Origin of the sequence: Agromyces intestinalis, from assembly GCF_008365295.1 — a bacterium.
In the GTDB taxonomy this organism is placed as follows: Bacteria; Actinomycetota; Actinomycetes; order Actinomycetales; family Microbacteriaceae; genus Agromyces; species Agromyces intestinalis.
In genome coordinates this window covers 3,715,761-3,734,825 of the sequence record NZ_CP043505.1, presented here as the reverse complement: position 1 = coordinate 3,734,825, position 19,065 = coordinate 3,715,761, and the positions used below count along the sequence as shown (strand labels likewise).

17 protein-coding genes are annotated in these 19,065 nt (G+C 69.8%); 7 read left to right on the top strand and 10 right to left on the bottom strand.

Annotated features, from left to right (window positions below):
* Position 1 precedes the first annotated feature (1 nt).
* The gene (sufD, locus tag FLP10_RS17010; RefSeq protein ID WP_425457623.1) at positions 2 to 1,207 is read right to left on the bottom strand and encodes a Fe-S cluster assembly protein SufD; all 1,206 of its coding nucleotides are present in this window, start codon (positions 1,205 to 1,207) and stop codon (positions 2 to 4) included.
* Between the two features lie 2 nt (positions 1,208 to 1,209).
* Entirely contained in the window at positions 1,210 to 2,628 is a 1,419-nt protein-coding gene (gene sufB, locus FLP10_RS17005) for a Fe-S cluster assembly protein SufB (RefSeq protein WP_149161940.1), read from the bottom strand.
* A 254-nt stretch (positions 2,629 to 2,882) separates the two neighbouring features.
* Here sufB and FLP10_RS17000 point away from each other — a divergent pair, with 254 nt between their 5' ends.
* Positions 2,883 to 3,797, top strand: coding sequence for a COX15/CtaA family protein (locus FLP10_RS17000; protein WP_246150067.1), 915 nt, complete (start codon positions 2,883 to 2,885; stop codon positions 3,795 to 3,797).
* Positions 3,798 to 4,048: 251 nt separating this feature from the next.
* Here FLP10_RS17000 and FLP10_RS16995 read toward each other — a convergent pair whose 3' ends face one another.
* Complete coding sequence (locus tag FLP10_RS16995; RefSeq protein ID WP_149161939.1) at positions 4,049 to 4,969, bottom strand: heme o synthase; 921 nt, start codon at positions 4,967 to 4,969, stop codon at positions 4,049 to 4,051.
* A gap of 317 nt (positions 4,970 to 5,286) precedes the next feature.
* Between FLP10_RS16995 and tkt the strand changes: the two genes are divergently transcribed.
* From tkt to pgl, 6 genes are read left to right on the top strand one after another with little or no spacing between them, the layout of a single operon-like run.
* The gene (gene tkt, locus FLP10_RS16990) at positions 5,287 to 7,377 is read left to right on the top strand and encodes a transketolase (RefSeq protein ID WP_149161938.1); all 2,091 of its coding nucleotides are present in this window, start codon (positions 5,287 to 5,289) and stop codon (positions 7,375 to 7,377) included.
* A gap of 22 nt (positions 7,378 to 7,399) precedes the next feature.
* A complete protein-coding gene (gene tal / locus FLP10_RS16985) occupies positions 7,400 to 8,524 on the top strand; it encodes a transaldolase (protein ID WP_149161937.1) in 1,125 nt (374 codons plus the stop codon).
* Positions 8,521 to 10,125 (top strand): glucose-6-phosphate isomerase, encoded by a 1,605-nt coding sequence (locus FLP10_RS16980; protein ID WP_149161936.1) that lies wholly within the window; start codon positions 8,521 to 8,523, stop codon positions 10,123 to 10,125. Before tal ends, FLP10_RS16980 begins: the two co-directional genes overlap by 4 nt.
* Before the next feature lie 16 nt (positions 10,126 to 10,141).
* On the top strand, positions 10,142 to 11,683 hold the full coding sequence (zwf, locus tag FLP10_RS16975) for a glucose-6-phosphate dehydrogenase (protein ID WP_149161935.1): 1,542 nt from the start codon (positions 10,142 to 10,144) through the stop codon (positions 11,681 to 11,683).
* On the top strand, positions 11,680 to 12,642 hold the full coding sequence (locus FLP10_RS16970; RefSeq protein ID WP_149161934.1) for a glucose-6-phosphate dehydrogenase assembly protein OpcA: 963 nt from the start codon (positions 11,680 to 11,682) through the stop codon (positions 12,640 to 12,642). Before zwf ends, FLP10_RS16970 begins: the two co-directional genes overlap by 4 nt.
* On the top strand, positions 12,639 to 13,409 hold the full coding sequence (gene pgl, locus FLP10_RS16965) for a 6-phosphogluconolactonase (RefSeq protein WP_149161933.1): 771 nt from the start codon (positions 12,639 to 12,641) through the stop codon (positions 13,407 to 13,409). The genes FLP10_RS16970 and pgl overlap by 4 nt, the downstream gene beginning before the upstream one ends.
* 70 nt (positions 13,410 to 13,479) lie before the next feature.
* Here pgl and FLP10_RS16960 read toward each other — a convergent pair whose 3' ends face one another.
* The 7 genes from FLP10_RS16960 to whiA form a co-directional block, all read right to left on the bottom strand.
* A complete protein-coding gene (locus tag FLP10_RS16960; RefSeq protein WP_149161932.1) occupies positions 13,480 to 13,845 on the bottom strand; it encodes an RNA polymerase-binding protein RbpA in 366 nt (121 codons plus the stop codon).
* Positions 13,846 to 13,857: 12 nt separating this feature from the next.
* Positions 13,858 to 14,109 (bottom strand): preprotein translocase subunit SecG, encoded by a 252-nt coding sequence (secG, locus tag FLP10_RS16955; protein ID WP_149161931.1) that lies wholly within the window; start codon positions 14,107 to 14,109, stop codon positions 13,858 to 13,860.
* Between the two features lie 93 nt (positions 14,110 to 14,202).
* Entirely contained in the window at positions 14,203 to 14,991 is a 789-nt protein-coding gene (gene tpiA / locus FLP10_RS16950) for a triose-phosphate isomerase (RefSeq protein ID WP_149161930.1), read from the bottom strand.
* Positions 14,982 to 16,196 carry a phosphoglycerate kinase gene (locus FLP10_RS16945; protein WP_149161929.1) on the bottom strand — a complete coding sequence of 405 codons (1,215 nt, stop codon included), beginning with the start codon at positions 16,194 to 16,196 and terminating at the stop codon, positions 14,982 to 14,984. The genes tpiA and FLP10_RS16945 overlap by 10 nt, the downstream gene beginning before the upstream one ends.
* A 13-nt stretch (positions 16,197 to 16,209) precedes the next feature.
* A complete protein-coding gene (gene gap, locus FLP10_RS16940; RefSeq protein WP_149161928.1) occupies positions 16,210 to 17,214 on the bottom strand; it encodes a type I glyceraldehyde-3-phosphate dehydrogenase in 1,005 nt (334 codons plus the stop codon).
* 93 nt (positions 17,215 to 17,307) lie between these two features.
* Positions 17,308 to 17,934, bottom strand: a complete 627-nt coding sequence (locus FLP10_RS16935) for a superoxide dismutase (RefSeq protein WP_149161927.1) — start codon at positions 17,932 to 17,934, stop codon at positions 17,308 to 17,310.
* Between the two features lie 140 nt (positions 17,935 to 18,074).
* Entirely contained in the window at positions 18,075 to 19,055 is a 981-nt protein-coding gene (gene whiA / locus FLP10_RS16930) for a DNA-binding protein WhiA (RefSeq protein WP_149161926.1), read from the bottom strand.
* Positions 19,056 to 19,065: the final 10 nt, after the last annotated feature.

The window sequence follows — 19,065 nt, the reverse complement described above, 5'->3', positions numbered from 1 at the left end:
GTCAGGCTCCCTGCAGCTCGGCTTCGAGCGCCTCGATGAGCCGTGCCTCGAGCTCGGCCTGGCCGATCTGCTGCACGATCTCGGTGAGGAACCCGCGCACGACGAGGCGGCGCGCCTCGTCTTCGGGGATGCCCCGGGCCATCAGGTAGAAGAGCTGCTCGTCGTCGAACCGGCCGGTCGCCGACGCGTGGCCTGCGCCCTCGATGTCGCCGGTCTCGATCTCGAGGTTCGGCACCGAGTCGGCACGCGTGCCGTCGGTGAGGACGAGGTTGCGGTTCTGCTCGTACGAGTCGGTGCCGGTCGCGGCGTTGCCGATGAGCACGTCGCCGATCCAGACGCTGCGCGCGCCCTCGCCCTGCAGCGCGCCCTTGTAGGTCACGCGCGAGCGGGTGTGCGGGGCGTCGTGGTGCACGAACACCTGCTGCTCGAGGTGCTGGCCCGCGTCGGAGAAGTACAGGCCCAGTGCCTCGACGTCGCCGCCCTGCTCGGCGAGGTGCGTCGACGGGTTGACCCGCACGACCTTGCCGCCGAGCGAGACGACGATGTGCTTGAGCTTCGCGTCGCGCGCGATGCGCGCGAAGTGGCTCGCGAGGTGCACCGAGTCATCCGTCCACTCCTGCAGCGAGACGACCGTGAGGTTCGCGCCCGCGCCCACCAGGATCTCGACGTTCTCACTGAGGCGGGCGTCGCCGGTGCCGCGAAGCACGACGAGTCCGCGACTGTTCGGTGCGGCCTCGATGACCGTGTGCGCGCCGCGCGGCGTCGTGCCGAGTCCGGTGCGGGTCACCGTGGCGACCTTGTCGTCCTCGCCGGTGACCGAGATGAGCAGCGCCTCGCCGAAGGTCGACCAGGCGTTGGCGCTCGCGCGCTCTTCAGGGATGCCGGCGGTGCCGATGCGGGCGTCGTCGCGCCCGATCCACGAGGTCGCGATGCCCGCGGCATCCGCGGTGTCGATCGCGAGCCGCGAGCCGTCGAGTTCGCCCGACGTCAGGTCGGCGAAGGCCGCGACCGGCGACAGCTTCCACTCGTGCTCGCGACCGGTGACCGGTTCGAAGTCGTCGACGTTCACCGAGCGGAACCGCTCGGAACGGGTCTGCACGGGCACCGTCGCGCCCGCGCCCTCGGAATGCGGACGGATGCCGTACTGGCCCTCGGTGACGAGGCCGGTCGAGGGCACAGCGGTGCTCTGCGTAGCGGGGGTGGTCACGCTCAGCCCACCGATCCTTCCATGCCCATCTCGATGAGCTTGTTGAGTTCCATCGCGTATTCCATCGGCAGCTCGCGCGCGATCGGCTCGATGAAGCCGCGCACGATCATCGCCATGGCTTCGTCCTCGGGGATGCCGCGGGCCATGAGGTAGAAGAGCTGCTCTTCGCTGACCTTCGAGACCGTGGCCTCGTGACCGAGCTGCACGTCGTCGACGCGGATGTCGATCGCCGGGTAGGTGTCGGAACGCGAGATCGTGTCGACCAGCAGCGCGTCGCAGCGCACCGTGTTCGCCGAGTGGTGGGCGTTCGCGTCGACGCGCACCTCGCCGCGATAGCCGGCGCGGCCGCCTCCGCGCGCGATCGACTTCGAGACGATCGACGACTGCGTGTACGGGGCCATGTGGATCATCTTCGCGCCGGCGTCCTGGTGCTGGCCGGGGCCCGCGAACGCGACCGACAGGGTCTCGCCCTTGGCGTGCTCGCCCATCAGGAAGATCGACGGATACTTCATCGTCACCTTGGAGCCGATGTTGCCGTCGATCCACTCCATGGTGGCGCCCTCGTGGGCGACGGCGCGCTTGGTGACGAGGTTGTAGACGTTGTTCGACCAGTTCTGGATCGTCGTGTACCGCACGCGAGCGTTCTTCTTCACGATGATCTCGACGACCGCCGAGTGCAGCGAGTCGCTCTTGTAGATCGGCGCCGTGCAGCCCTCGATGTAGTGCACGTACGAGCCTTCGTCGGCGATGATGAGCGTGCGCTCGAACTGGCCCATGTTCTCGGTGTTGATGCGGAAGTACGCCTGCAGCGGGATCTCGACCTGCACGCCCTTCGGCACGTACACGAACGAGCCGCCCGACCACACCGCCGTGTTCAGCGCGGCGAACTTGTTGTCGCCCGCCGGGATCACGGTGCCGAAGTACTCCTCGAAGAACTCGGGGTGCTCGCGCAGCGCCGTGTCGGTGTCGAGGAAGATGACGCCCTGCGCCTCGAGGTCTTCACGGATCTGGTGGTAGACCACCTCGGACTCGTACTGGGCGGCGACGCCGGCGACGAGGCGCTGGCGCTCGGCCTCGGGGATGCCGAGGCGCTCGTACGTGTTGCGGATGTCCTCGGGCAGGTCTTCCCAGGTCTGGGCCTGCTTCTCGGTGGAGCGCACGAAGTACTTGATGTTCTCGAAGTCGATCTCCGAGAGGTCGGCCCCCCACGACGGCATCGGTTTGCGGTCGAAGAGCTGCAGGGCCCGCAGGCGCCGCTGGAGCATCCACTCGGGTTCGTCCTTCAGCCCGGAGATGTTCGAGACCACCTCCTCGGAGAGTCCGCGGCGGGCGGACGCCCCGGCGGTGTCGGAGTCGGCCCAGCCGAACTCGTAGACGCCGAGACCTTCCAGTTCGGGGCGGTCGATCAGTACGTCCGTCATGTGCTCCTCGTTCTCCTCCCGTGCGACCGGCTATCATTCCGGCTCACCGCCCCTCGTACGTCGAGGTGCGTGCGTTCGGCGGTGATGTGCGGGTGGCTCCGTTGCGAACCTAAGATGGCTGGGGATCCGGGCGGCGCGTGGACATGCACCGGGCGGATGCCTCAACCTGACAAGTCTATAGGGTCGCGGACGCCGCGGCGCCGGACTCACGGCGTCGTCACAGGGCACGCGGCCCGAGTGAGGAACGAACCCGCGTGAACCCCGCGCCCGCCCCCATCTCCCGCCTGCTGCGCGTCTTCGCGTGGCTCAGCTTCCTCGCGCAGACGACGATCATCGCGACGGGCGGCGCGGTCAGGCTCACGGGTTCAGGGCTCGGATGCCCCACTTGGCCCACCTGCACGCCAGAATCGCTCGTGCCGACCGAGGAGCTGACGTACCACTCGCTCATCGAGTTCGGCAACCGCATGATGACCGGCGTCGTCGGCATCATCGCGCTCATCGTCTTCGTGCTCGTATGGCGGATCCGCCGCGAACGGCGCGACCTGTTCGTGCTCGCGTTCATCGTCGGCGCCGGCATCGTCGCCCAGGCGATCGTCGGCGGCATCACGGTGTGGACGGGTCTGAACCCCTTCATCGTCGGGTTCCACTACGTGTCGTCGATCGTGCTGGTGTGCGTGACCGCGGCGTTCCTCGCCCGGCTCGACGCGGTGCCCGGGCCGCGCGAGCTCGCCGTGCCCGGCTGGTACGCGGGGCTCGCGCACGCGACGACCGCGGTGCTCGCCCTGACGATCGCGTTCGGCATCCTCACCACGGGCGCCGGCCCGCACTCGGGCGATGCCGCGGCCGGCCGCAACGGATTCGACGCCGAACTCCTCGAGCACGTGCACGCGTGGCCCGGCTACGCACTGTTCGCGCTCACGGTCGTGCTCGCCGTCGCCGCGTGGCGGCTGAAGCTGCCGACGCTCGGATGGGCCGCTACCCTGCTGGGCGTCGAGCTCGTGCAGATCGCGGTCGGCCTCATCCAGGCGCGCAACGGCCTGCCGCCGATACTCGTCGGCATCCACATGGTGCTCGCCGCGCTCGCCGCGGCGACCATGACGCTCGTCGTCCTCCGCCTGAAGCGCCCGGTGACCGCCGACGTGCCGGCCGAGGCATCCGTCCCCGCCTGACGCCCGCACCCGCCAGAACCTCGGAGATCTGCACGGCACCGGGTCGATCGGCTGCACGTCCTCCGATGCTGTGGTGATCGCCGAATCCAGGGTGGACGACGAGCCGCTCGCCGATCAGGAAGTCCGGCACAGCACTTCCTTGGACACCAGTCCCTTGCGGCGCGCAGAATCCCACACCGCGATCGCGGCCTCGAACGGCTGGCACACGGCGACGAGCGCGAGCACGATCTCGATCGGGTCCGCGAGCGCGGCTAGAAGGGCAGCAGCGGGTCGATGCCGACCGCGAGGAACAGCAGCGACAGGTACACGATCGACCCGTGGAAGACCCGCATCGGCGAGACCTCGACATGCCGGATCGCGAGCGCGTAGAGGCGGTGCGTCTCGTAGACGAACCATCCGCCGACCACGATCGCGACCGCCGTGTACACGAGCCCCATGTCGGCGACGGGGATGAGCAGCAGCGAGCACGCGACCGTCGCCCACGTGTAGAGGATGACCTGCAGGCCCACCTGCGCGCGCCCTCGCACCACGGCGAGCATCGGCACGTGCGCGGCGGCGTAGTCGTCCTTGTACTTCATGGACAGCGGCCAGTAGTGCGGCGGCGTCCAGAGGAAGATGATGAGGAACAGGATGACGGGCGCCCAGTCGAGGCTGCCCGTCACCGCGGCCCAGCCGATAAGCACCGGCATGCAACCGGCGATGCCGCCCCAGACGATGTTCTGCGCCGTGCGGCGCTTCAGGATCAGGCTGTAGAAGACGACGTAGAGCAGGATCGCGGCCAGCGACAGCGCCGCGGCGACCCAGTTGGTGAAGACCCAGAGCCAGGCGATGGATGCCGCGCCGAGCGCGTAGGCGAATACGAGCGCCTGCCGGTCGGTGAGCTCGCCGGTGACGAGCGGGCGGTTCTTCGTGCGCTTCATCAACCGATCGATGTCGCGGTCGATGTAGCAGTTGAAGGCGCCGGCCGAGCCCGCGCTCATCGCCCCGCCGATGAGGGTGGCGAGCAGCAGCCACAGGTCGGGCAGCCCGTCGGCGGCGAGGATCATGGTGGGCGCCGTCACGACGAGCAGCAACTCGATCACCCGCGGCTTGGTGAGGGCGATGTAGGCGGCGACCTTGCGTCGCAGCGTCGTCGCCGGTCTGGCGTCACGGGTCTGTACGGCCTGCTGCATCGTTCCTCGTTCCGGAGCGCGCGACAGCCCGACCGGCGTGCACGATCCTCGACGATTCTAGGACATCCACAGCCCCGCCCCGACCTCACATCACCCGGGCGCTGGCGTGAGTCATCCTCCGTCACAGATCCCGGATGGGGAATACGGGGCGTCCGTATACTGAGACCAGCGCGCCAGGCGGCGTGGATTCGAGTGCCGTCTTCTCAACCACCGACGTGAGACCGGAACGGTCGTCGGGTCCACTGCGCCGTGACGATACGGCGGCCCCCCTGGAACGTCTTGCGGGTGTCGCCACGACCGGAAGGAACTGCAACCTCGTGGCAAGTCTCGAATGGGATCCGATCGATGCTCGGGCCGTGGATACGGCGCGCGTGCTCGCAGCCGACGCCGTGGAGAAGGTCGGCAACGGCCACCCCGGCACCGCGATGAGCCTGGCACCGGCGGCATACCTCCTCTTCCAGAAGGTGATGCGGCGCAACCCCGCCGACCACGCGTGGCTCGGCCGTGACCGGTTCATCCTGTCCGCCGGGCACTCCTCGCTCACCCAGTACGTCCAGCTCTATCTCGAGGGATCGGGGCTCGAGCTCTCCGACCTGCAGGCGCTGCGCACCTGGGGCTCAAAGACCCCGGGCCACCCTGAGTACGGCCACACCGACGGCGTCGAGATCACGACGGGTCCGCTCGGCCAGGGCCTCGCCTCGGCCGTCGGCTTCGCGTACGCCTCGCGCTTCGAGCGCGGCCTCTTCGACCCCGATGCCGCGGCCGGCCAGAGCCCGTTCGACCACTTCGTCTATGTGATCGCGGGCGACGGCGACCTGCAGGAGGGCGTCACCAGCGAGGCATCCTCGCTCGCCGGCCACCAGCAGCTCGGCAATCTCGTCGTCATCTACGACTCGAACCAGATCTCGATCGAGGACGACACGAACATCGCCTTCACCGAGAGCGTCGCCGACCGCTACGCGGCCTACGGATGGCACGTGCAGACCGTCGACTGGAAGAAGACGGGCGAGTACGTCGAGGATGTCGCGGCCCTGCACGAGGCGATCGAAGCCGCCAAGGGCGAAACCGACAAGCCGTCGATCATCATCCTGAAGACGATCATCGGCTGGCCGAGCCCGAAGAAGCAGAACACCGGCAAGATCCACGGCTCGGCGCTCGGCGCCGACGAGCTGGCGGCGGTGAAGGAGGTGCTCGGCTTCGATCCCGCCGAAACCTTCGTCGTCGCCGACGACGTGCTCGCGCACACCCGCGGCGCCCTCGAGCGCGGCGCTGCGGCGCAGGCCGAGTGGCAGGCCTCGTTCGACGCCTGGGCGGCCGCGAACCCCGAGCGCAAGGCACTGCTCGACCGGCTGCTCGCGGGCGAGCTGCCCGCCGACCTCGAGTCCGCGCTGCCGGTGTTCGAGGGCGGCACGCAGCTGTCGACCCGCGCCGCATCGGGCAAGGTCATCAACGCCCTCGCGCCGGTGCTGCCCGAGTTCTGGGGCGGATCGGCCGACCTGGCCGAGTCGAACCTCACCACCATCAACGGTGCGGCGTCGTTCATCCCCGAGCAGTGGTCGACGCACGAATTCGCCGGCAACCCGTACGGGCGGGTGCTGCACTTCGGCATCCGCGAGCACGCCATGGCCGCGATCCTGAACGGCATCGTGCTGCACGGGCCGACGCGTCCCTTCGGCGGCACGTTCCTCATCTTCAGCGACTACATGCGCCCCGCTGTGCGCCTGGCCGCGCTGATGAAGGTGCCGTCTGTGTTCGTGTGGACCCACGACTCGGTCGCTCTCGGCGAGGACGGCCCCACCCACCAGCCCATCGAGCAGCTCTCGACGCTGCGCGCCATCCCCGGCCTGTCCGTCGTGCGTCCCGCCGACGCGAACGAGGTGTCGTACGCGTGGCTCGAGATCCTCCGTCGCCGCCACGAGCCGACCGGCATCGCCCTCACCCGCCAGAACATTCCGGTGTTCGAGCGCGGCGACGGCGAGGCATCCGGTGATGTCCTCGCCTCGGCCGCCAACACGGCGAAGGGCGCCTACATCCTCGCCGAAGCCCCCGGCGGCACGCCCGACGTGATCCTCATCGCGACCGGCTCCGAGGTGCAGCTCGCGATCGCGGCGCGCGAGCAGCTCGCCGCCGACGGGGTGAACGCGCGCGTGGTCTCCGCGCCGAGCCTCGAGTGGTTCGCCGAGCAGTCCGACGAGTACCGCGAGCAGGTGCTGCCGTCCTCGGTCACCGCCCGGGTATCGGTCGAAGCCGGTCTGGCGTTGACTTGGGAGAAGATCCTCGGCGATCGCGGCCGCGCGGTGTCGATCGAGCACTTCGGCGCCTCGGCCGACTACCAGACCCTGTTCCGCGAGTTCGGCATCACCACCGAGCACGTCGTGGCCGCCGCGAAGGAATCGCTCGCCGCCTGAGCGAGCAGGAAGAAGTACAGAGATGTCCACCCAGACCCAGTCCCAGTCACCGACCGCCGCCCTGTCGGCCTCCGGCGTGAGCATCTGGCTCGACGACCTGTCGCGCCAGCGCCTCCAGTCCGGCGATCTCGACCGCCTGATCGCGGAGCGCAACGTCGTCGGCGTCACGACGAACCCGACGATCTTTGCCGCCGCACTGTCGCAGGGCGAGGCGTACGCCGAGCAGCTGCACGCGCTCGCCGCGTCCGGCGCCGACGTCGACACCGCGGTCTTCGAGACCACGACCGACGACGTGCGTGCGGCGTCCGACGTGTTCCGCCCCGTCTTCGACGCGACCGGCGGCCTCGACGGCCGGGTGTCGATCGAGGTCGCACCCGACCTCGCGCACGACGCCGCGGCGACCATCGAGTCAGCCAAGGCGCTGTGGGCGAAGGTCGACCGGCCCAATGCGATGATCAAGATCCCCGCGACGATCGAGGGCCTCGACGCCATCCGTGAGACGATCGGCGCCGGCATCAGCGTCAACGTCACGCTGATCTTCAGCATCGACCGCTACCGCGAGGTCATCGCCGCCTACCTCTCGGGCCTCGAGATCGCGAAGGCCGCCGGCATCGACCTCTCGACGATCCACTCCGTCGCCTCGTTCTTCGTGTCGCGCGTCGACACCGAGATCGACAAGCGCCTCACCACGATCGGCACCGACGAGGCGCTCGCACTGAAGAGCAAGGCCGGCGTGGCGAACGCCCGGCTCGCGTACGAGCTCTTCGAGCAGGAGTTCGCGGGCGAGCGCGCGCAGGCGCTGCTCGCCGCCGGCGCGAATCGTCAGCGGCCGCTGTGGGCCTCGACCGGTGTGAAGGACCCGTCGCTGCCCGACACGCTCTACGTGACCGAGCTGGTCGCGGCGGGCGTCGTGAACACCATGCCCGAGAAGACGCTCGAGGCGACGTTCGACCACGGCGTCGTCGAGGGCGACACCGTCACCGGCAACTATGCCGGTGCGGCGACGGTGCTCGACAAGCTCGCGAGCGTCGGCGTCGACTACGACGACGTCACGGCGCTGCTCGAGCGAGAGGGCGTCGAGAAGTTCATCGTCTCGTGGCACGAGCTGCTCGACACCGTGCGCACGGCGCTGGAGGCGGCCAAGTGAGCTTCCGCATCTCGGTCGGCGGCGCCGCCGCCGACGCCGTGCGTTCCGCGCTGCCGAAGTTGGTCGCCGACCGCATCGCCTCCGGTATCACCGCCCAGGACGGCGCACTCTGGGGCCCCGCCGCCGAGGACGAAGCATCCAAGCGACTCGGCTGGACGGAGGCGGTGGCCGTCTCGCGACCGCTCGTCGGCGAGATCGTCGCGCTGCGCGACGATCTGCGCGCGGCGGGCGTCGACCACATCGTGCTCGCCGGCATGGGCGGATCGTCGCTCGCACCCGAGGTCATCACCCGCACGGTCGGCGCGCACCTCACCGTGCTCGACTCCACCGACCCCGGGCAGGTCCGGGCTGCGCTCGCCGATCGACTGGCGACGTCCGCACTCGTCGTCTCGTCGAAGTCGGGCTCGACCGTCGAGACCGACAGCCAGCGCCGCGTGTACGAACAAGCGTTCCGCGACGCCGGCATCGACCCGGTCGGGCGCATCATCGTGGTGACCGACCCGGGTTCGCCGCTCGACGCTTCGGCACGCGAGGCCGGCTACCGGGTCTTCAACGCCGGCCCCAATGTGGGCGGCCGCTACTCGGCGCTCACCGCGTTCGGGCTGGTCCCATCGGGGCTCGCCGGCGTCGACATCGCCGAGATCCTCGACGAGGCCGAGACGATCGAGCTCTCGCTCGCCGTCGACACCGACGAGAATCCCGGCCTGATCCTCGGCGCCGCGATCGCCGCGACCTCCCCGCGCCGCGACAAGCTCGCGATCGTCGCCGACGGCACGCACATCGTCGGCTTCGCTGACTGGGCCGAGCAGCTGATCGCCGAGTCGACCGGCAAGGAGGGCACCGGCATCCTGCCCGTTGTGCTCGAGCTCGGTGCCCCCGAGCTGGCAGCTCCCCCGGCCGACCTCCAGGTTGTGCGCCTGGTGGACGACGCCGGCGACGAGGTCTTCCCCCACGGCGCACCCGACGAGATCCGCGTCTCGGGCACGCTCGGCGCGCAACTGCTCGTGTGGGAGTACGCGACCGCGGTGGCGGGTCTGCTGCTCGGCATCAACCCCTTCGACCAGCCCGACGTCGAGTCGGCGAAGATCGCCGCTCGCGGCCTGCTCGACCAGCGTCCGGCCCCCGAGCCCGCCGCCTTCGTGTCGAACGGCATCGAGGTGCGCGGCACGCCCGACGTGATCGGCGCCTCGAGCGACCTCGCCTCGGCCCTCGAGGTGCTGTTCGAGGAGCTGCCCGCCGACGGGTACGTGTCGATCCAGGCCTACCTCGACCGCGTCGACCACCCCGAGTTCGCGAAGCTGCGCGACCTGATCGCCGCGCGGTCCGGCCGACCGGTGACGTTCGGGTGGGGCCCCCGGTTCCTGCACTCGACCGGGCAGTTCCACAAGGGCGGCCCGGCGGTGGGCGTGTTCCTGCAGCTCACCGCGCGCACCGACGAGGACCTCGAGATCCCCGAGCGACCGTTCACGTTCGGCGAACTCATCGCCGCGCAGGCGTCGGGCGATGCGAGCGTGCTCGCCGCCCACGGGCGACCGGTGCTGACGCTGACGCTCACCGATCCGGCGACCCAGCTCGCCTCGATCGTCGACGCGCTCGGCTGACGGACGGGTTGCATCCATGGAACCGGCCGTCATCGAGGCGGGGCGCAATCCGCTCCGCTCCCCCAACGACTTCCGCCTGAACCGGATCGCCGGCCCGTCGAGCCTCATCATCTTCGGCGTGACCGGCGACCTCTCGCGCAAGAAGCTGATGCCCGCGGTCTACGACCTCGCGAACCGGGGGCTGCTGCCGCCCGGATTCGCGTTGGTCGGGTTCGCCCGTCGCGAATGGAACGACCAGGACTTCGCGCAGGTCGTGCACGACTCGGTGAAGCAGTACGCGCGCACCGAGTTCCGTGAGGACGTGTGGGACCAGCTCTCCCGAGGCATCCGCTTCGTGACCGGGACGTTCGACGACCCGGCCGCGTTCGACCGCCTGCGCGAGGTCGTCGACCGGCTCGACCGCGAGCGCGGCACGATGGGCAACCACGCGTTCTACCTGTCGATCCCGCCGAAGTCGTTCCCTCTCGTGACCGAGCAGCTGAAGCGATCCGGCCTCACCGAGCAGAGTGACGGTCAGTGGCGACGCGTCGTCATCGAGAAGCCGTTCGGCAGCGACCTCAAGACGGCGCAGGAGCTGAACGACGTCGTCGCGAGCGTCTTCCCGCCCGACTCGGTATTCCGCATCGACCACTATCTCGGCAAAGAGACGGTCCAGAACATCCTCGCGCTGCGGTTCGCGAACCAGCTCTACGAGCCGATCTGGAATGCGAACTACGTCGACCACGTGCAGATCACGATGGCCGAGGACATCGGCGTGGGCGGCCGAGCCGGCTACTACGACGGCATCGGCGCGGCGCGCGACGTCATCCAGAACCACCTGCTGCAGCTGCTCGCGCTGACCGCGATGGAAGAGCCCATCTCGTTCGATGCGGCGGCGCTGCGCGCCGAGAAGGAGAAGATCCTCGCGGCGGTGCGCCTGCCCGACGACCTGGCGACGGCGACCGCCCGCGGGCAGTACGCCGGCGGTTGGCAGGGCGGTGAGAAGGTCATCGGCTTCCTCGACGAGGATGGCATGAACCCCGAGTCCGTCACCGAGACCTACGCGGCGATCAAGCTGCTCATCGGCACCCGCCGCTGGGCGGGCGTGCCGTTCTACCTGCGCGCGGGCAAGCGCCTCGGCCGACGAGTCACCGAGATCGCCGTCGTGTTCAAGCGCGCCCCCCAGCAGCTCTTCGCCGACAGCCAGACCTCGCAGCTCGGACAGAACGCGCTGGTCATCCGGGTGCAGCCCGATGAGGGCGTCACCATCCGGTTCGGCTCGAAGGTGCCGGGCGCGGGCATGCAGGTCCGCGACGTCACGATGGACTTCGGTTACGGGCACGCCTTCACCGAGGCGAGCCCCGAAGCGTACGAGCGGCTCATCCTCGACGTGCTGCTCGGCGATCCGCCGCTGTTCCCCCGCCAAGAGGAGGTCGAGCTCTCCTGGAAGATCCTCGACCCGATCGAGGAGTTCTGGTCGACGCAGGGCCGTCCCGAACAGTACCGACCGGGCACGTGGGGTCCGTCGTCGGCCGATGCCCTGCTCGCCCGCGACGGCCGTAGCTGGAGGCGCCCGTGATCGTCGACCTTCCCGACACCACCACGAGCCGGATCTCGAAAGAGCTCGTGAAACTCCGCGAAGAGGGTGGTGCGGTCGCGCTCGGGCGCGTGCTGACGCTCATCATCGCGACCGCTCCCGGCGCCGAGGAAGAGGCGATCGAGGCGGCCAACGACGCGTCGCGTGAGCACCCGATGCGCGTGATCGTGGTCGCCACCGAGCCCGGCACCGAAGACGCAGCGGTCGAGCCGCGCCTCGACGCAGAGATCCGGGTGGGCGGCGACGCCGGCGCCAGCGAGGTCATCGTACTCCGCGCGAGCGGCGACGCCGCGCGCGACGAGGAGAGCCTCATCACGGGCCTGCTGCTTCCCGACGCGCCCGTGGTGACCTGGTGGCCCGGCATCGCCCCCGCGGTGCCGGGTGAGGCTCCGCTCGGCCGGTTCGCCCAGCGACGTATCACGGATGCCTCGGCCCAACCCGATCCGCAGGCCGCTCTGCTGACGCTGCAACAGAACTACACGCCCGGCGACGCCGATTTCGCCTGGACGCGGCTGACGCTCTGGCGCGCGCAGCTCGCCGCGGTGCTCGACCAGCCGCCGTACGCCCCGGTGACGAGGGTGCATGTGACCGGCGCCATCGACTCGCCGTCGACGACGCTGCTCGCGGCCTGGCTGCAGATGCAGCTCGGCGCGGTCACCGACTACGTGCTGACACCGGTCGACGACGGCTCACCCGGCATCCACGGCGTGGTGCTCGAGCGTCCGACCGGTCCCATCGAGCTCATCCGCGATGTTCCGGGGGTCGCCACCCTCCGTCAGCCCGGGCAGCCCGTGCACGATGTCGCGCTGCCTCGCCGCAGCCTTCGCGACTGCCTGGCCGACGAGCTGCGCCGCCTCGACCCCGACGAGTTGTACGGTGAGGTGATCACGAACGGGCTTCAGCAGCTCGGCGGAGCCGAGTCGGAGGGCGCAGACGCATGACCAACGAGCGACGGGTGCTGGTGCATCCTGACAAGTCCTCCCTCGCGGGTGCCGTTGCGGCACGCTTCATCACGAAGCTCCTCGACATCCTCGACGACCAGGAGCTCGCGCACATCGTGCTCACCGGCGGCACGATGGGCGCGGCCGTCCTCGAGGCCGTCGCGGCGTCGCCCGCGCGCACCACGATCGACTGGTCGCGGGTGCACGTGTGGTGGGGCGACGAACGGTGGGTCGCTTCGGGCGATGCCGACCGCAATGACGCCCAAGCCGATGCCGCCCTGCTCGACGATCTCGACCTCGACGAACGGAACGTGCACCGTTTCCCCGCGGCCGACGCCGGACTCGACCTCGATGAGGCCGCCGTTCGGTACGCGGCCGAGCTCGCCGAGTGGGCTGCGCCCGGTCTCGAGCATCCCGTGTTCGACATCACATTCCTCGGTGTCGGGCCCGACGGGCACATCGCGTCGCTCTTCCCGCACCGATCGGGCATCGGCGTCACCGACCGCACCGTCATCGCGGTGCGGAACTCCCCCAAGCCGCCGCCCGAGCGACTCAGCCTCACCCGCCCGGTGCTGAACGCTTCGCAGCGCGTGTGGTTCGTGCTCGCCGGGGCCGACAAGGCATCGGCGCTCGGGCTCGCGCTCGCGGGCGCGTCGCGCGACGAGGTGCCCGTCGCAGGCATCAAGGGCCGACGACGCACGGTGTTCTTCGTCGATCAGGATGCCGCGGCCGAGGTTCCCGAGGAACTCATCGCTCGCGACTACTGAACGACACCTGCGCCGCACGCAGAAGGGGCGGGCCGATCATCCGATCGGCCCGCCCCTTCTCGCTCTCGCGTCAGTCGTTCTTCGCGGTGCCTCGCCGGGCGCGTAGCTGCTCGAGTGCCTCCTCGAGCAGAGCGGCCGCCTCCTCCTCGGAGCGACGCTCCTTCACGTACGCGAGGTGAGTCTTGTAGGGCTCGGTCTTCGCGAGCGCGGGCGGGTTCTCGCGGTCGCGGCCGGCGGGAAGGCCGGTCGACGGGCTGTCGATGACGTCGGGAATCTCATCTTCGGGCAGGTTGGCCGCGAAGTAGCGGATCGTCTCGTTGCCCTTCGCGTCCCAGTAGCTCACCGCGACGCGGTCGGCGTGGACACCGTGGTCTTGCTCGCCCATCGGGCCGGCCCCGACTCGGGAGCCGCGGATCGCGCTGTTGCCGGAAACCATCGGAACCCCCGCTCAGAGTGCGCTGTCGAACTTGGTGATCAACCCGAGCACCACGATGCACAGGATCCAGACGACGCCCAAGATCACGGTGATGCGGTTCAGGTTGCGCTCGGCCACGCCCGACGCGCCCAGGCTCGACGTCACGCCGCCACCGAACATGTCGGACAGACCCCCGCCGCGGCCCTTGTGCAGCAGGATGAGCAGTGTCAGCAGCAGGCTGGTGAGACCGAGCAGCACCTGCAGTACGACCTGGAGAATCTCCACGGTGAACCCTTTCCGGGCACGACCCAGTGGACGTGCCGACTACCGAGTATAGCCAGAGCACGGGCCCCCGGCCGAAGCCGGAGGCCCGTGGCGTCAGGCTCCGATGTGTTTCTTGAACCGCACGATCGCGCTGAACTCGTCGATGTCGAGGCTCGCGCCGCCGACGAGCGCGCCGTCCACGTTCGGCTCGCGCATGAACGCGGCGATGTTCGCCGCCTTGACCGAGCCGCCGTACAGGATGCGGGTGCGGGCTGCGGCATCGTCGCCGAGGAGCTCGGCGAGCACGCCCCGCAACGCCGCCGCGACCTGCTCGGCCTGCTCGGGCGTCGCGGCCTGACCCGACCCGATCGCCCAGACCGGCTCGTACGCGACGACGATCTCCTTCGCGGCGTCGACGCCCTCGAGCGCCGCACGCAGCTGCGCCACTGGCACGGCGCTCGCGCCGTGCTGCTCGAGGTCCTCGGCGGTCTCGCCCACGCAGAGCACGGGGACCAGCCCGTGACGCTGGGCCGCGAGCACCTTGGCATTCACGTCCGCGTCGGTCTCGCCGTGCAGCGTGCGCCGCTCGGAGTGCCCGATGATGACGTACGCGCAGTCGAGTTGCGCGAGGAACGCGCCCGAGACCTCCCCCGTGTACGCGCCCGAGTCGTGCGCCGAAAGATCCTGCGCACCGTACGCGATCGGCAGCGAATCAGCCGCCACGAGCGTCTGCACGCTGCGCAGGTCGGTGAACGGCGGGAACACGGCGACCTCGGCATCGGCGGACGCGTGCTTGGCGTCGGCCAGCGACCACGCGAGCTTCTGCACGAAGGCGATCGCCTGCAGGTGGTCGAGGTTCATCTTCCAGTTGCCCGCGATCAGCGGGACGCGGTTCACTGCCATCCGAGGACCTCCAGGCCGGGAAGCTGCTTGCCCTCGAGGAACTCGAGGCTGGCCCCACCGCCCGTCGAGATGTGGCCGAACTGGTCGTCGGAGAAGCCGAGCTGGCGCACCGCGGCGGCCGAGTCGCCGCCGCCGACCACGCTGAGCCCGTCGACCTCGGTGAGGGCTTCGGCGACCGCGCGGGTGCCGGCGGCGAACGGTGCGAGCTCGAACACGCCCATCGGACCGTTCCAGAACACGGTCTTCGACGCGCGGATCCGCTCGGCGAACGCCGCCGCCGTGTCGGGACCGATATCGAGTCCGAGACCGGATGCCCCGAAGGCGGTGCCCTCAATGGCGTCGGCTGCCGCCACCTCGTGCGCCGCATCGGCCGAGAACGACTCGGCGACGACCACGTCGGTCGGGAGCACGAGCTCGACGCCACGTTCGGCCGCCTCGGCGAGGTAGCCGCGGACGGTCTCGATCTGGTCCTCCTCGAGCAGGCTCTTGCCGACCGCGTGGCCCTGGGCCGCGAGGAAGGTGAAGAGCATGCCGCCGCCGATGAGCAGCGTGTCGACGCGCGGAAGCAGGTGCGCGATCACGCCGAGCTTGTCGGACACCTTCGAGCCGCCGAGGACCACCGCGTAGGGACGCTCGGGGTTCTCGGTGAGCCGGTCGAGCACGTCGAGCTCGGCGGCGATGAGCAGGCCCGCGGCGCTCGGCCGGAGCTGCTCGAGATCCCACACGCTCGCCTGCTTGCGGTGCACGACGCCGAACCCGTCGGAGACGACGGCGTCGGCGAACGCGGCGAGCTGCTCGGCGAACGCACGCCGCTCGCCCTCGTCCTTGCTGGTCTCACCGGGGTTGAAGCGCAGGTTCTCGAGCACCAGCACCTGGCCGTCGCCGAGCGCCTCGACCTTCGCCGAGGCATCCGCACCGACCGTGTCGGTCGCGAACGCGACCTCGCCGCCGAGCAGTTCACCGAGCCGCTTCGCCACCGGAGCGAGGCTGTACTTGGGGTCGGGCGCGCCGTCGGGGCGGCCCAGGTGGGAGACCACGATGACGCGGGCGCCCTGCCCGGTCAGGGCCTGGATGGTCGGCACCGACGCCCGCACGCGGCCGTCGTCCGTGATGACCTCGCCCTGCAGAGGGACGTTGAGGTCGCAACGGACGACGACGCGCTTGCCGGCGAGCGGACCGAGGGAATCGATCGTTCGCAGGGACATCTCGTGAACCGGCTCAGAGACGCTCGGCCACGTAGACCGTGAGGTCGACGAGGCGGCTCGAGTAGCCCCACTCGTTGTCGTACCACGCACTGAGCTTGACCTGGTCGCCGATCACGCGCACGAGCCCGGCGTCGAAGATCGACGAGTGGGGGTCGGTCACGATGTCGGACGAGACGATCTCGTCCTCGGTGTACTTGAGGATGCCCTTCAGCGGGCCCTCGGCGGCGGCCTTGTAGGCGGCCTTGACCTCGTCGACCGTGACCGGGCGCGATGCCGTCACCGTGAGGTCGGTCACCGAACCGGTGGGGATCGGCACGCGCAGCGCGAATCCGTCGAGCTTGCCCTTGAGCTCGGGCAGGACGAGGCCGATCGCCTTCGCCGCGCCCGTCGAGGTCGGCACGATGTTGAGGGCGGCGGCACGCGCGCGACGCAGGTCGCGGTGGGGGCCGTCCTGGAGGTTCTGGTCGGCGGTGTACGCGTGCACCGTCGTCATGAGGCCGCGCTCGATGCCGAACGCGTCGTTGAACACCTTCGCGAGCGGCGCGAGGCAGTTCGTCGTGCAGGACGCGTTGGAGATGATGTGGTGGTTCGCCGGGTCGTAGTCCTGCTCGTTGACGCCGATGACGAACGTGGCGTCCTCGTCGGTCGCGGGGGCCGAGATGAGCACCTTCTTGGCGCCGGCCTCGAGGTGCTTGCGCGCGTCACCGGCCTTGGTGAAGAAGCCGGTCGACTCGATCACGATGTCGACGCCGAGCTCGCCCCACGGCAGCTTCGCCGGGTCGCGCTCTTCGAAGGAGCGGATCTTCTTGCCGTTGACGATGATGTGCTCGTCGTCGTACTCGACGGTCGCGTCGAGGCGCCCGGTGATCGAGTCGTACTTGAGCAGGTGCGCGAGGGTCTTGTTGTCGGTGAGGTCGTTGACCGCGACGATGTCGATGTCGGCGCCCTGCGCGAGCGCAGCGCGGAAGTAGTTGCGGCCGATGCGGCCGAAGCCGTTGATGCCGATCTTTACGGACACGGATGTCTCCTGATTGACGGTGCGCGAACGCGCGGATTCTCGATGGATTCGGACGACGGCGTCCCCGGGCGGCGCCCGGGGACGCCGCGTTCATCACGACAGTAGCAGCAGGCCCGCCGTCTTCTCACGGGCGACGTCGAAGCGCCGCTGCACGTTCGCCCAGTTCGCGATCGTCCAGAACGCCTTCACGTAATCGGCGCGCACGTTCTTGTAGTCGAGGTAGTACGCGTGCTCCCACACGTCGAGCATGAGCAGTGGCACGATGCCGGCCGGCAGGTTCGCCTGCTGGTCGAAGAACTGCAGCACGATGAGGCGCTGCCCGATCGAGTCCCACGCGAGCACGGCCCAGCCCGAGCCCTGCACGCCGAGCGCGGTCGCGGTGAAGTGCGCCTGGAACGCGTCGAACGAGCCGAACTGGTCGTCGATCGCCGCCGCGAGCTCGCCGGTCGGCTTGTCGCCGCCGTCGGGCGAGAGGTTCGTCCAGAAGATCGAGTGGTTGACGTGGCCGCCGAGATTGAACGCCAGGTCTTTCTCGAGCTTGTTCACGTTCGCCAGATTGCCCGTCTCGCGGGCCTCGGCGAGCTGGGCGAGCGCGGTGTTCGCGCCGGTCACGTAGGCCTGGTGGTGCTTCGAGTGGTGCAGCTCCATGATCGTGCCGCTGATCGCCGGCTCGAGCGCCGAGTAGTCGTAGGCCAGATCCGGGAGGGTGTAGTCAGCCATTCCTTCTCCTTGTCAGATGCCGGGAACCGAGCGTCTGCCCGGATGTACCGCGGCCGTCCTCGAGTCTATGCCCGCAGGCGCGCGACCGGTCGGGGGTTGCGTCACATCACGTCGAGGAGGCACGACGAACGCACGGGGCGTCAGACGATGTCGAGATCGGCGGGCAGGCTCGCCTCGGTGCCCGGCACGCCCAGGTCGGCGGCGCGCTTGTCGGCCATCGCCAGCAGTCGGCGGATCCGGCCGGCCACCGCGTCCTTCGTCATCGGCGGGTCGGCGTGGTGCCCGAGCTCGTCGAGGCTGGCGTCGCGGTGCGCGAGCCGCAGCTCGCCGGCGTACTTGAGGTGGTCGGGGATGTCGTCGCCGAGCAGCTCCATCGCACGTTCGACGCGAGCGCACGCGGCGACCGCGGCCTGGGCGCTGCGCCGCAGGTTCGCATCGTCGAAGTTCACGAGGCGGTTGGCCGTCGCTCGCACCTCGCGACGCTGGCGGAGCTCTTCCCAGTTGCGTACCGTGTCGGTCGCGCCCATCAGCTCGAGCATCGTGCTGATCGCCTCGCCATCGCGGATGACGACGCGGTGCACGCCGCGCACCTCGCGCGCCTTCGCCGAGATCCCGAGCCGGCCCGCCGCGCCGACGAGCGCCATCGCGGTCTCGTTACCGGGGCAGGTGATCTCGAGGGCTGCGGAGCGGCCGGGGTCGGTGAGGCTGCCGTGTGCGAGGAACGCCCCGCGCCACACGGCCGCGACCTCGGGGCGTGAGCCGGTCGTGAGGCGGTTCGGCAGGCCACGCACCGGGCGACGGCGTGCATCGAGCAGGCCGGTCTGCCGCGCGAGCGTCTCGCCGCCCTCGAGCACCCGCACGAGGTACTGGTTCTGGCGCCGCAGCCCCGACGCCGAGATCACCGACACCGTCGGCCGCACGCCGTACAGCTCGCCGAGGTCGCGGGTGACGCGCTTGGCGATCGCGGGCGAGTCGAGCTCGGCCTCGATCGCGATCCGGTTCGAGATGATGTGCAGGCCGCCCGCGAACCGGAGGATCGAGGCGAGCTCGGCGGCCCGCACGCTCGTCTTCTGGACCTCGACGCGAGCGAGCTCCTCCTTCACATCTGCGGTCAATGCCACGTGGTCGTTC

Bases quoted from the DNA above. Each gene is read 5' to 3' on its own strand.
- sufB (WP_149161940.1), bottom strand. From the start codon at position 2,628: ATGACGGACGTACTGATCGACCGCCCCGAACTGGAAGGTCTCGGCGTC.
- FLP10_RS16995 (WP_149161939.1), bottom strand. From the start codon at position 4,969: ATGCAGCAGGCCGTACAGACCCGTGACGCCAGACCGGCGACGACGCTG.
- tal (WP_149161937.1), top strand. From the start codon at position 7,400: ATGTCCACCCAGACCCAGTCCCAGTCACCGACCGCCGCCCTGTCGGCC.
- zwf (WP_149161935.1), top strand. From the start codon at position 10,142: ATGGAACCGGCCGTCATCGAGGCGGGGCGCAATCCGCTCCGCTCCCCC.
- pgl (WP_149161933.1), top strand. From the start codon at position 12,639: ATGACCAACGAGCGACGGGTGCTGGTGCATCCTGACAAGTCCTCCCTC.
- FLP10_RS16960 (WP_149161932.1), bottom strand. From the start codon at position 13,845: ATGGTTTCCGGCAACAGCGCGATCCGCGGCTCCCGAGTCGGGGCCGGC.
- tpiA (WP_149161930.1), bottom strand. From the start codon at position 14,991: ATGGCAGTGAACCGCGTCCCGCTGATCGCGGGCAACTGGAAGATGAAC.
- FLP10_RS16945 (WP_149161929.1), bottom strand. From the start codon at position 16,196: ATGTCCCTGCGAACGATCGATTCCCTCGGTCCGCTCGCCGGCAAGCGC.
- FLP10_RS16935 (WP_149161927.1), bottom strand. From the start codon at position 17,934: ATGGCTGACTACACCCTCCCGGATCTGGCCTACGACTACTCGGCGCTC.